The sequence below is a fragment of the Acetivibrio ethanolgignens genome, assembly GCF_001461035.1.
GTDB classification, from domain to species: Bacteria; Bacillota; Clostridia; order Lachnospirales; family Lachnospiraceae; genus Velocimicrobium; species Velocimicrobium ethanolgignens.
Window position 1 is genome coordinate 20,969 of record NZ_LNAM01000152.1, and the last position, 11,812, is coordinate 32,780.

At 38.2% G+C, this 11,812-nt stretch carries 15 protein-coding genes; all 15 read right to left on the minus strand.

Annotated elements, in window-relative coordinates:
• The 15 genes from ASU35_RS08635 to ASU35_RS08700 all read right to left on the minus strand — a co-directional run bounded on the left by ASU35_RS08635 (position 1) and on the right by ASU35_RS08700 (position 11,276).
• The gene (locus tag ASU35_RS08635) at positions 1-627 is read right to left on the minus strand and encodes a single-stranded DNA-binding protein (protein WP_058352630.1); all 627 of its coding nucleotides are present in this window, start codon (positions 625-627) and stop codon (positions 1-3) included.
• Positions 628-650: 23 nt separating this feature from the next.
• The gene (locus ASU35_RS08640; protein ID WP_058352631.1) at positions 651-1,094 is read right to left on the minus strand and encodes a JAB domain-containing protein; all 444 of its coding nucleotides are present in this window, start codon (positions 1,092-1,094) and stop codon (positions 651-653) included.
• A gap of 113 nt (positions 1,095-1,207) precedes the next feature.
• Positions 1,208-1,372, minus strand: a complete 165-nt coding sequence (locus ASU35_RS19230; RefSeq protein WP_156059390.1) for a hypothetical protein — start codon at positions 1,370-1,372, stop codon at positions 1,208-1,210.
• Complete coding sequence (locus tag ASU35_RS08645; RefSeq protein WP_058352632.1) at positions 1,365-1,904, minus strand: hypothetical protein; 540 nt, start codon at positions 1,902-1,904, stop codon at positions 1,365-1,367. Before ASU35_RS08645 ends, ASU35_RS19230 begins: the two co-directional genes overlap by 8 nt.
• A 324-nt stretch (positions 1,905-2,228) precedes the next feature.
• A complete protein-coding gene (locus ASU35_RS08650) occupies positions 2,229-2,582 on the minus strand; it encodes a hypothetical protein (RefSeq protein ID WP_058352633.1) in 354 nt (117 codons plus the stop codon).
• Between the two features lie 215 nt (positions 2,583-2,797).
• Complete coding sequence (locus tag ASU35_RS08655; protein ID WP_058352634.1) at positions 2,798-3,373, minus strand: metal-dependent hydrolase; 576 nt, start codon at positions 3,371-3,373, stop codon at positions 2,798-2,800.
• A 201-nt stretch (positions 3,374-3,574) separates the two neighbouring features.
• A complete protein-coding gene (locus ASU35_RS08660; RefSeq protein ID WP_058352635.1) occupies positions 3,575-4,660 on the minus strand; it encodes a hypothetical protein in 1,086 nt (361 codons plus the stop codon).
• Positions 4,661-4,787: 127 nt separating this feature from the next.
• On the minus strand, positions 4,788-5,774 hold the full coding sequence (locus ASU35_RS08665) for a CpaE/TadZ family protein (RefSeq protein ID WP_058352636.1): 987 nt from the start codon (positions 5,772-5,774) through the stop codon (positions 4,788-4,790).
• 5 nt (positions 5,775-5,779) lie between these two features.
• The gene (locus ASU35_RS08670) at positions 5,780-6,424 is read right to left on the minus strand and encodes a hypothetical protein (protein WP_058352637.1); all 645 of its coding nucleotides are present in this window, start codon (positions 6,422-6,424) and stop codon (positions 5,780-5,782) included.
• Entirely contained in the window at positions 6,414-7,415 is a 1,002-nt protein-coding gene (locus tag ASU35_RS08675) for a hypothetical protein (RefSeq protein WP_058352638.1), read from the minus strand. The genes ASU35_RS08670 and ASU35_RS08675 overlap by 11 nt, the downstream gene beginning before the upstream one ends.
• Positions 7,416-7,425: 10 nt before the next feature.
• Positions 7,426-8,328: a C40 family peptidase gene (locus ASU35_RS08680; RefSeq protein ID WP_058352639.1), complete on the minus strand. Its 903-nt coding sequence runs from the start codon at positions 8,326-8,328 to the stop codon at positions 7,426-7,428.
• Positions 8,315-8,875, minus strand: a complete 561-nt coding sequence (locus ASU35_RS08685) for an HD-GYP domain-containing protein (RefSeq protein ID WP_058352640.1) — start codon at positions 8,873-8,875, stop codon at positions 8,315-8,317. Before ASU35_RS08685 ends, ASU35_RS08680 begins: the two co-directional genes overlap by 14 nt.
• A 56-nt stretch (positions 8,876-8,931) precedes the next feature.
• Positions 8,932-9,327, minus strand: coding sequence for a hypothetical protein (locus ASU35_RS08690; protein WP_058352641.1), 396 nt, complete (start codon positions 9,325-9,327; stop codon positions 8,932-8,934).
• Entirely contained in the window at positions 9,320-10,153 is an 834-nt protein-coding gene (locus tag ASU35_RS08695) for a hypothetical protein (protein ID WP_058352642.1), read from the minus strand. The genes ASU35_RS08690 and ASU35_RS08695 overlap by 8 nt, the downstream gene beginning before the upstream one ends.
• A 40-nt stretch (positions 10,154-10,193) precedes the next feature.
• A complete protein-coding gene (locus ASU35_RS08700; protein WP_058352643.1) occupies positions 10,194-11,276 on the minus strand; it encodes a tyrosine-type recombinase/integrase in 1,083 nt (360 codons plus the stop codon).
• Between the last annotated feature and the right edge of the window lie 536 nt (positions 11,277-11,812).

Sequence of the window (11,812 nt, forward strand, 5' to 3'; positions counted from 1 at the left end):
CTAGCTACCTTCCTCATTCTCTAATTTTATCAGCCTGTATGCACGAACCTCGTATGCAGTTTTTCGTGTCTTCTTGCCATCTTCTGAATGCTTCACATACGACCTACTCTGTAATCGTCCTTTGGCACTAACTCTATCACCTACTGATAGAGTGCTAGCAATTTTAACAACACTGCCCCACACAACACACGGAACATAATCCGTACGATTGTCACTACGTACTGCTAAAAGAACCTCGGTAATACTACCAGAATTTTTTGTATCCCTGGTAATAACCTCCCTGCACACAGTACCAGTTAATTCTACAACATCAGCATCATCAGCAGTTGCACTAACAGTATGAATATCTTCTGCTGTAACTCCAATAAAACTCTTTCTGCCCTTTCTGCAAGCATACGCTCGAATACCGCCGCTAACGCACACAGCCTCGTCTTTACCAGGCAATTTTTCATCATGTTCGTAAACTCTGACATTTAACCAATCTCGAATCTTTCCATCTCTTGCAACTGCCAAAGTAGTATCCCAACAATCAACACAGCTACCATCGTCTCTGATTTCAACGCTAGCTTCAAACTCTTTTTCGAGAATACCAACCAATGTTGCATTGTTCTTATCTGTTTCTCGCATCTTCACAATCTCCTTATCATACCTTAATCTGTCACAGATACAAATGAATCGTATCCAATTATCACATGGTCTAGCAAATTACACCCAAGTAATTTCGCTGCCTCTCGTAGCTGTTTTGTTGTACTCTTATCTGTATCGCTCGGTGTGGGGTTACCTGACGGATGATTATGAGCAACAATAAATGAATTACACCCTATGGCAATAACTCTAAGTAGTAACAATCCCGGTTCAAACATAGCAGCGTCTACACACCCACGGGCTACTATCGATACTCCAGCAACACTGAGGTCAGCATGCACAACAACAAGCACCAACCATTCTTCTACTCGTTTGTTCATACCAAATACCTCATTTAGCATATCAACTGTTAGGCTGCTGTTGCGAACTGAATTACTGTACTCAACTCTGTCAACTACCTGAATACCGGGTATACCCTCCTCACTACGAATTAAATCAAATACTATCATTGTACTTCTCCTTCCATGTTAAACTAGAGGGTTTATCCTCTCCAGTCAACACGCCTGCACGGAGTACGTACAGAAAGATACGACAAGCTCTCACTTTATCATACCTACACTTTCTAAGAACACTTAAGGTAATGTGTTACCATTGCTACAACAATACCTCCTCTGTATGCGTATGGATTATTGTAAAAAGCATTCCAATCTTTTTTAATAGCAGCTAACTGATTATCAGTCAATTTAACACCTAAAACATGTTCTATATCTGTTTTCTTGCTATTCATTTGCAATACCCCTTTCTTTGGTCACTACCTGTAAAGACTGCCACCATTGTTTGAAATCTTGGAAACTATCAAGTCTTTTAAGCTCACCATGCTCCTTCATAAGCTTAAGCACAGCAGCACTAAATGCCTGAGTATTTGTATACCCTTTATCCGGATTGTGAAATACATCAGAGAACCATTTGTATTCATCTATTGCAGAGGTATCTCTAATACTTCTGCAATAAACGTAGCAGAACACTAATCCGTTCTGTAATGAACTTGGACCACACAAATCTTCCATCTCCTGAACAAACTCCATCACAGTCTGACCTTTACTATCGTATGCTTCAAGCACATGAGGACTTAATGCAAATCCCCTAGGCTCCGGAGAAGCTGTTGTCACATCAAGCACCCTCTCATGTAATGCTTCCTGTATTCTCTGTGCGTACACAGCTTTAGCCTCTCTTGAAAATCCTAAATTCCACTCTATTTCTGTGACTAGCTGTACTATAGTATTGTTACCCTCAATACCAAAGGCACTTCGTTTAACCATCTAGGTTCCCCTTCTTTCAAATTAAAAGAGAAAGGAAGTTACTAACTATCCTTTCTCTACGTTATTGGACACTCAACCTTTGTAAGTTTAATGTATTATTCGATTGATTATTTTCGTGATATCACTGAGCACGTTACATTACCCCAGACCTGGTAATGCTCTCTGCCTAAGTTCACTGCTATCATAGCTTTTATTCTTTCATCGCTCTCAGTCTATGCTGTATCTACAATATCATCAGCACCGTCTTGTGGTGTATTGTAAGCAAACTCAAAAAATCTTGGCATTTTTAACTCCTCCATTTAAATTGGTAATGTGTCTAGTTGTCTAGCACCTTCTGTGTTCTGGTACCAATGACCATAACAATTCACACTCATCAAGTAATATCTTCTCAACCAACTTATCTGGGTCTGCATAGCTTGGCTTGAAAAGTAAATCGTCACCGCGGCCTACAGAGACATCTGTATCCTTGTACTTGCCACACCACAACTCATATACCTTTTCTCTTGCTTCTGCAAGTAATTCTGCATCTACATTTGGGCCAAGTACATCCTCGAAAAATTCATCTGAGTGTGCATCGGCAATAGCTTTATTAAACTCCTTCTTATCCTTTATGCTTAAATCTACGGGTATTGACAGCACAAACTTTACTGTCTTAATCTGTACTCTATTTTCTGTCATCTTATTTTCCTCCTAAAAACACCCGGTGGTAGGCCGGGTGCTAAGAGGTGTTTGCCGTGCAGATTAGAGATATGTTATTACACAGCAATGCTTGAGTGGGACAAAGTGGTGTTTTTCACTCAAGACTACACCTATTTTATCATACTATCCTATTAATCTCAAGTATCAAATACTTGTAAAAAATAGCAGTACCCTTTCAGGCACTACTACCTAACTTATACTACAAAGTTAATTGCAACTATTAGCAGAGACATATACTTTACCAAATTATTTCCAGTGCCCGAAGCTGCTACCAAATTGAAACAAACACCGCCCGGTGACGGCCACAGTAAATGCACTCTCTTTCCATTCAAAGTATCAATTAAATCATGGCTTAGCATGGCTAATCCGAAATTCAACGTGTACAATGCAGCAACATCACTTACTCTTGTAGAGAATGTAATCATTGCTACTGCAACAGTTGCAATACTGGCAGCCACAAAACTATGTGTAAACTCCCTGTGAGGTCGCGTGTATCCAATTACTATCCAAACTGCTAGTAATGCTAAACCAAGCATCGCTGTTGGATTTAATGTCTTTATTACACCAGATGTTCCTGTGACTAGTAACCCTAATACCACTAAAGCGGTCATTACCATTTTCTTTGTCCTTTTATTTGTCTGGTCAACATCTGGAAGTATCGCTCCGAATGCTACTAATGCAAGGGCAAAAGTCTGCTCTTCTACTGACATTGTTGGTAAGAGTGATGTTGTCACGGCTAATGCTACAGCCGCATGAGTATCACCTGACATCCAAGTCCTCCTTCCCTAAGTATAAATAGTACAACAGCTATTTCGCCTCCATCGGAGGAGATATTGAATTTCTGAAGCACTACCATTTGTCAACATACTATGTACCTCGTGTTTAAACGATGTTTATGCTGCCCCATGGGGCAGCATAAACTGAATCATATACATAGTACACTATTTAAAAATTGTAGCACACTTTTACTTCTAAAATATATTAAGGGGTTTAACTTTATCTGTGCGCAGGTAAGCCAGTTTCTTATCCCATTTTTCGACAGCTTCCAGAATTCCCTTCCACATCTCTAACGCTTTAGAAGCATTTTCTAAAGCTTCCATTCTTTCCTTAATCTCGGAATTGCATAGTTGTACTTGCTCTTCTAAAAACTCTTCTTCTGTTATACCTGGGTTTTTAACCGAGGCAATATTAAATTTCCACTTAAGTCGATTGCCCCAATCACTCTTTGGCCATCCTTTAGAAGTTTTAATGAAATCTCTATAATCTGCGACCTGAGTAGCCTTTCTCTTGTGACGGAGTATATCCCAGTGAAAATCATCACAAAACCTCATAGCGGTATTCAACGCTCGTTTTGTACACTCCAGCACAAGCAGTGGCTCTAAGACAAGTAATCTTTGTAATTGAAGCATCCAAACTTGTATCACTTTACTGTAATCTTCAGTTGTATAAATCCGTGTACTACTCGTATTATTAAGTAATTGAATAATCTCATTACTGTACTCGTCAAAATGCTGTTGCAATTTCGTAGACTTTGCAGAAAGCAAGACATTGATGGTAGTAAACACTACACCTCGCAGTAAAAATTCATCTACAGCATAACCACCCCATCGCTCTTCACTAGCTCTAACAAAATCATTTAGAGCTGCGTGTAGTGGTGTTACAGGTTCAACTTCCTTGTAATTTAAATCTCGTATCTTTATTCGTGATTTCGGCAGTAATTGTCCAATACACTGTATCATATCACTTGCTGCCAGTCTGTAATCCTTAGTTGTAACGGAACTGTCGGCACCACTAACAGTAACAAACAAATACATAAACTTAGAAGGAAGCCATCTTCTGTACACCATAGGATTCCAAAATTCCTTATCTTTTGTATGCGTATCAGAAAATGATAACGGAACACCAGCATGCATAGCATCCTCAATAGTTGGATACTCCTTTGTAATTTGTTCTACTAAAGTATCCATACTCATAATCTCTGGTCCAGAGATACTTATACTTGGCTTTTTTGTATTCGCACTAGCGAAACTTACAATTTCTCTTAAACGGTCTTTCATTATTATCTCCTTTCATTTTGTACCTGATGACACTACTACTTTTCATTCTTCACACCATTTGATGTAGGTATAAATACAGTATGCATTATACCTACTGAACTATTAGTAGTGTCACCTAGGTTGATTGTTAGCTAGAATTCGCACTTCCGGTAAACCAAGACCGAAAGAGTACTACTTGTCTGTGAATCTGACTACGGTAAAAGAAACCTTCCAGCACAGGATTGTACCCAACCACACGCAAGTACAATATAGACGCTGCAAGCACAAACCATGCTTGTCTTCTATACTGAGTTTCATGAAGATGAAATTTATTCTTTACATCCTCTGAGCACTGCATTATACTGGTAGTAGTTTTATCGACAGCAGTAATAAAATCTTTGCAGGAACTTGTTTTATCGGTGTTTATATTTGCCATAAAGAATTTAGCTACATCCTTAGAATTTAAGGCATTAGCATACCCTACTGAGTATGGAATTGTTCCAATCTTCCCTTTCTGCACAACCTGTTTGTACATTGCCATAACATTCCGAACACTCAATTGGAGATCTTTATCATACTTAGTCATTAAGAAAAATACCTGGTCCGGGTTAAGCTTGTACTTAGTGAACAAATGGTTAAGTGTTTTAGTATTCTGGTCAATGCACACAACAATTAAATCTGCTTCCTTCAGTAATTCGCTTGTGATTTTATTATGCCCCGAGCCAACATCAACCAATGTGTAACTAAAAGCATTATCCATTGCAATTAACGTTGGATTCAAAGCGTCAATCAGCTCCTGCTCATAAACATTCTTATCTGTCTTTTTTGTAGACGGAATTATATTTAATTTCTTCCGGAAAAATGGAAGTGCGCAGCTAAGAACGCTGTCAATGCCAACATTACCGCTGCTGCATCTTCTGATTAGTACATCGATACCTGCAGCCTCATTAACTGCATCATCTACATTGCCTGCATTTCTACCAAGCATAACTTCCTGCAAATCTTTATCCTTTAGTTGGACCTGTAACATAGCAGTGCTCTGCATATGCTTTTGTGCAAGAGTAGCACCTACAGCTAACATACTACTAGTCACATTACAATGACCAATTGTCGGTCCCCAAAATAAAATTCTCATACTACCTACCTGCCCTTCTGTATCTGCTTTAATATCTTCTTAAACTCTTTTGGGTCCATCTCAGTTTCCAGCATAAACCCAATAAGCTTTACAACATCATTACTAATACCCTGAAATTTAAAGTTACTGTCATACTGCACTTGTAACTTACACAATTCATCTATGCCGTTGCACGCAATTGTCAGCACATTACTATCTTTGAAATTAAGATTCTTTAACTCATTCATAATCAGCTCAGTGAATCTGCCGGTTACAAAATTACGCAAAACTAAAAAGCGGCATTGACTTGATTCCAAGTCTAGCCGCTTCAATCTTTGTACATTATGAATTTGACAATCCGTAAAGCAGAACACTTCCTCGCACAGCTTAATCATAGGATTTGTGTAATCCCAACCAAAGTACATCAGCACATAATCGTAACTTTTAATAACCGATGGCTCTAACTCATACGCCCTTGCAATATCAATACTATTGTATTCCAAAATTTTGCCATTTTGCATAACATGGCTAGGGAAAGTGTAGGCTAACGACAAATCTTTGCTAGCATCCACAGCGAGTACTTTACAGCCTACATGTGCTAAAGCCTTGCCGGTGTAATGGATAATATCATAACTTTCTTGACCGAAAAAACCTATTACTTTAGTCGACATAAACCACACCGTCCTCTCCTGTATCTTCTCCAGTAGCATCAGCATCTCCTACTGTATCTAACTGATTAGCCTCCATATTAGGATTATCAGCTGATGCACCTGCATTAGCAGAAGTATCATCAGTGTAAGCACCTGCTTCCAATCTTCTCTGCTCCAAAACTTCTAATGTATCTTCTAATACAAAGTCTGGGTTAGCTTGCTTGAATTGTGCAATTCTTGTCTCTAAGCCTCGTCTTGCTTCTGCACTCAAAGAACGCTTTGCCTGATCCACAACATCAGGATTTGATGACATAAGCGCCATAACAGAACTATTAGGCTGATACGTTACTGTAGAAGCACTTTGAATAGCCGGTCGCACATACCGCGTAGTGTACAGCTTTGCAGAATGTAAATTAGCATCAACTACTGCTGAATCCAATCTCTCTATTTCATCTTCTGTCAGCCACAGAAATACATTATTATTTGCAATATCAGGTGATTTTATAGACTTCTTAGGGATTACAACAAAGTCTTCTCCATTTGGGAAAAGTATTCTAATATCTACAAAATCATTATTCAGCAAATTTGAACTTAACCAGATAAATGAGCACTCACGCTCTCTATAATTTGCTGCAATATCCATTGAAACCATATTTGCCATCACAATAGACCCCTTTGGAATATCTACAGCTGCAATTTTACCAAAATCAGCTTCAGAAAGAAGTAATGAAGGGTCTACATTAACCAAATCACTTACTCCCTCTACCATTTCCTTTGTTAAGCAATCTCCTTGCTTCACATCGATATTAGTTTTGTAAATTAGTCGAGTAGCTGCACGTATCTGACTGTTTAAAATACCAACATCAACCTGCGCCGAACTAGCAGCTTTCCTTACATACCAGAAAAACCCAACTACCACTATCACAAGTAATACAGACATAACTGCAATTACAATCTTTAGCTGTTCTGCCGTCATATGCTTAACAGCACCTTTTTGTTTAAACTTATTCATCACTTTCCTCCTAATCGATTACATTCCTTGCCCATGCCGGAGTGTTATTATTATAATCTATATCTGTAACCACAATACCATACTTTTGACCTCTGGCTTGTACAATCTTACCATCTCCAATATACATAGCGACATGACCAATTCTATTACCACGCATGTAAAACACTAAATCTCCTGGTTGTAACTTATTCAGCGCAACCTTCTTACCCTGCTCTGCCTGTTGGTATGAACACCGTTGTAAGTTAATATTAAACTCCTTAAGCACTGACCGTACAAAGCCAGAACAATCAGCACCGGAAGTTAAACTCTCTCCTCCCCAAACATACGGATTCCCAACAAATTGCAAAGCATAATCAACTATTTTGTCTCTCTTAGTACCATTTCGCTTCAAGACCGGAAAAGACTTTACATCAAGCACATACTCTATTTTTACATACCCCTTGTTAATATAAAAATCTCTTCCGTCGTACCCAACTTTTACAGTACTACCCTTTATTCCATTTACAATAAACTCCGTGCCTTTAGAAGCAGTAGCTATCACCTTTGCACCAGGCTCTGCACCATCCCACATCTTGCACTTAGCCAATGTAATAGCTTTCTTCTTGAACAATGTTGGGTGCTGTTTTACATACACCTCTAATGCATTTCCTGTCACAACATCGTTTTTACTCACAAACCCTGATTTTCCTCTGTAATTAATCTCTATGAATCTAATACCGTTTTTACCATATTTAATTACAGTGCCTTGTGGTAAGTAACCATAAACAGATGCACTGTTGCGAGCCTCACTAAGAATTGGTGTGGTCTTAGTTACACACGCATACTTCTCTGTATCTGTAGTCTTTGCATAACTAATCGTACCTGTCAAAAGAGTCAATAGTACTGCAGCTAATACGAATTTAGCATACCGCATACAAAGCCTCCAACACCGAAGAGTCAAACTTCTTTCTTTCCTCTTCCATTATTTTCTGTGCAAACTCTTTATCGTAAGCATTCTTGTAAGGACGATTTGACGTCAGTGCATTAAATACATCAGACACAGCTAGAATCCTCGTAATACTAGAAAGTTTTTTGCTACCTTCAGGATATCCGCTACCATCTAACCTCTCATGATGATACAGTATTGCTTGTAACACATCTTTTGACAACCCACTATCTTTCAATGCTTCATATCCTAATCTACTATGCTCTCTAACTACTGTAAACTCTTCTTTTGACAACACACAGTTCTTTAAAAGTAAATTTCTATCAACAAACAACTTGCCATAATCGTGGAGTCTTGCTGCTATAAACAGGTTGCTAATCTCCTTCTCATTTAATTGAAGCTTAATACCTAATCTTATTGATAGAAAGCACACCCCTTTACAGTGCTCATTAACCTCAGGTGCTTTAGTTGCAAGTTCTTTTATTAGTGTATTGACAACTTCTACATTTTCTGTAATCTTGAAATCTAAACTCATGCTTTCCCTCCTTCCTGGGAAATCAGTTTACTGTTTGAATAAGACAGTAAACCTAGCTAGATTACTTTTTTGTAAATTGGAATATACTTTCCACAACGAACTACAGAACTCATCTCAATCTTAGAGCATCTAATTGGCGGCTGCTTACTCGCTTTCTTTTTTCTTGCCGTTGAATATAGCGTGATTATAGCAAGCAACGAGCTTAGTAATGAAGAATGCCCTTCATCGTAATCATCATCGTAATCATCATCGTAATCATAGTCGTTACGACTATGATACCGTTGTTGACTTTCATTCTCCCTGTAATAGGAGCTTTTATCATTGTATCGCCTCTGATTATCACGATATCGTCTGTCAGCTACTCTCTCTGAGCGTCGTCTACCGTAACCTCTGTAGTCGTCGTAATCATCATAGTCATCATAATCATCGTAATCTCTGTACCGTCTAGCCATCTTGAATCAACTCCTTATAGTTTATGCTATCTAGAAATTCAACTGGGTCCATTCCTTGAGTGTAAACATAAACTGTTAATACAACATCTGCACTAACATTATTACGCACAAACAAGCAAGAACCATATTCTCTTCCCTTTCGTATAATCCGATACTGAACAAACTCATCATGGGTACCCACATCATCTTGTACAGTAAGAAACCTCACTGTATCAGAATTACATAACTGAGCGGATTTTATCTGTTTTGTTATTTCCTCAACCAAAGGTTCTGTCTTATCTTCAAGCCGTATAGAAAGATACACATTTGAATCAAAAAATACAGCCTGAGCTTGACTGTAAGTTTCATGAAAAGTTATACCATCAGGTATACCAATTTTTCTGGTAACCCCTTTGTATTTTATTTCAATAGCACCTCTAATCTCGCCGTTATCTTTTAAATTACACAACAAATCAGTTAAAGCAAATTTTAGTTTATTTAACTCGCTATTGCTGTAGACTTTAGAATCTAATTCTATTAGTTTATGGTCATACAAACTAAAGCAGTAAACCACGTAAGCACTACCAACTGTAACGGTTAAAATCGTCCACTCTCTATTACTTACAGTTTTAACTTCCGTACTAAAGGTGCCATCCCCGCCAGCCCGAATTGAAGCTTTCTCCAACTTATCGATTACATCCTCATATCCACCTCTAAACATGGAGGAGCGAATACTAGCTACCACCATCTCAGAATTCAACACCATACTGAGTATGGCTACGTCCTGTGAAGTGTTATCAACTATTTTCCAGTATCTGGATTTCTCTTCATCGAATTCAAAGAACATTTGTCCCTCCTAAAACAAAGAGGACTCATTATCTGAGTCCTCATTTAATCTTTTCTATTTCTTCCCGTAACTGTTCTAGTGGTCTATGTGTGTAAACCCCTTCTGTTACATCTGAAATTGCATGCCCTACTACTCTCTTCAGCACCCACTCATCAACTCCTGCTAATTTAGCCTTAGTAATAAATGTATGCCGACAATCATGAGCACTGTGCATCTCAATTAACTTTTTATCCATGAACAACTTAATCATATAATCTATTCTTGACTTACGTTTTGCCACATCAGTAGTATTCATAGGTAAAACAAACCCATCTTCTGTTGTCTCTATCATACGTTTTAGCAATGGTTGTATCTTGCTATGAATTGGCACAGTACGATTTTTACCTGCTTTTGTTTTACTACCTGTTACCATAAACCATTCCTCAGTGTTCACGCTGTCAGCACGTAATGATACTAACTCCCCAATACGAAGACCCGAGTAAATCATAATCAGCATACCGCATGCAATAGGCTCTTCTGTATGTTGCATTAGAACTACGATTTCTTCATCTGTTACAACTGCCCTGTCTCGGTTATGAGAAGATGGTTTTGCATCGATAGTAAACATTTCAGTCAAATTACTTTCCACACACCCTAACTCTATTGCGTATACAAACAACTTGTTAAGTAAGGATTTCATAGTTCCCTTTGTTGTACCTGGGACATCTGTTTCAATCCTACTACCATCCTCAGCATACTTTACAACAACAGCTGTATTAATTGCGGACTTTAACTCTGCAGGTGTTACATCTCTTAATTTACGAGAATGTATAGGAGCAAGCAAATTCCAAGCATACTTGAATCTAGTTATATTATTCTGTTTAAGTTCCTGTTCATCCCACCATTTGTCAAATACATCCTTAAATGTAAAATCGCGGATTGTATCCCAAGGATTCTTATTGAACTCGGCTAATGCTTCTAATGCTTCAGCTCTTTTACTAAAATACCCTAGGGTTCTGTATTTACGTATGTATCTGTCTTTTGAAGTATCATATTCCAATTTTACAGAAACTCTAGCTACCCAAGGTTTTCGTCGATTACCCTTCATTTTGTATACACTACCATAACCATTTGGTAATTTCATTTTAAGCACCTCCAGTCTACTGTGTGTCACCACACCGTTAGCTGTAGGTCTCAAATAAAATGTGCAAGTAACGTGCAAGTAACCTGCAAGTAGTATGCAAGTAACCTGCAAGTAATTATACATTTTAACCGCTACTAACACCATTAATACAAAACGACAACTGTAAATACTTTATCCACTAAAGCCAGTATTTGCCTTATTTTCGGTCAATCTTAAGAGTGCTAGGAAATTGCTCTGCTTCAATCAGAAAATACAAACCGAAATCGAAAAAAAATTGATTATTTACATCTTTTTCCTACTGCAGCGAGTCGCGAAAGCGACATTTTCCACGTCGCCGCAGTGCAATCCCCAGCGGAATGTTTTTTATTTATTTGATAGGAGGAACTTTCCTATCAAATAAATAAAGCCCACAGATTTCATCTGTGGGCTAGATATATCTTTCCTTGATACTTTCAAAACTACACACTGCCTATCACCCAAATTTATTGTAGACAACCGGTCATCTCAAGGCTTTGCCTTTCGATGTCATTTGCAAG

What these genes read in the sequence shown, in the direction of transcription:
- ASU35_RS08640 (WP_058352631.1), bottom strand. Translation starts at nt 1,094, where the DNA reads ATGATAGTATTTGATTTAATTCGTAGTGAGGAGGGTATACCCGGTATT.
- ASU35_RS08665 (WP_058352636.1), bottom strand. Translation starts at nt 5,774, where the DNA reads ATGAGAATTTTATTTTGGGGACCGACAATTGGTCATTGTAATGTGACT.
- ASU35_RS08700 (WP_058352643.1), bottom strand. Translation starts at nt 11,276, where the DNA reads ATGAAATTACCAAATGGTTATGGTAGTGTATACAAAATGAAGGGTAAT.
- ASU35_RS19230 (WP_156059390.1), bottom strand. Translation starts at nt 1,372, where the DNA reads ATGAATAGCAAGAAAACAGATATAGAACATGTTTTAGGTGTTAAATTG.
- ASU35_RS08690 (WP_058352641.1), bottom strand. Translation starts at nt 9,327, where the DNA reads ATGGCTAGACGGTACAGAGATTACGATGATTATGATGACTATGATGAT.
- ASU35_RS08685 (WP_058352640.1), bottom strand. Translation starts at nt 8,875, where the DNA reads ATGAGTTTAGATTTCAAGATTACAGAAAATGTAGAAGTTGTCAATACA.
- ASU35_RS08675 (WP_058352638.1), bottom strand. Translation starts at nt 7,415, where the DNA reads ATGAATAAGTTTAAACAAAAAGGTGCTGTTAAGCATATGACGGCAGAA.
- ASU35_RS08670 (WP_058352637.1), bottom strand. Translation starts at nt 6,424, where the DNA reads ATGTCGACTAAAGTAATAGGTTTTTTCGGTCAAGAAAGTTATGATATT.
- ASU35_RS08680 (WP_058352639.1), bottom strand. Translation starts at nt 8,328, where the DNA reads ATGCGGTATGCTAAATTCGTATTAGCTGCAGTACTATTGACTCTTTTG.
- ASU35_RS08635 (WP_058352630.1), bottom strand. Translation starts at nt 627, where the DNA reads ATGCGAGAAACAGATAAGAACAATGCAACATTGGTTGGTATTCTCGAA.
- ASU35_RS08650 (WP_058352633.1), bottom strand. Translation starts at nt 2,582, where the DNA reads ATGACAGAAAATAGAGTACAGATTAAGACAGTAAAGTTTGTGCTGTCA.
- ASU35_RS08655 (WP_058352634.1), bottom strand. Translation starts at nt 3,373, where the DNA reads ATGTCAGGTGATACTCATGCGGCTGTAGCATTAGCCGTGACAACATCA.
- ASU35_RS08660 (WP_058352635.1), bottom strand. Translation starts at nt 4,660, where the DNA reads ATGAAAGACCGTTTAAGAGAAATTGTAAGTTTCGCTAGTGCGAATACA.
- ASU35_RS08695 (WP_058352642.1), bottom strand. Translation starts at nt 10,153, where the DNA reads ATGTTCTTTGAATTCGATGAAGAGAAATCCAGATACTGGAAAATAGTT.
- ASU35_RS08645 (WP_058352632.1), bottom strand. Translation starts at nt 1,904, where the DNA reads ATGGTTAAACGAAGTGCCTTTGGTATTGAGGGTAACAATACTATAGTA.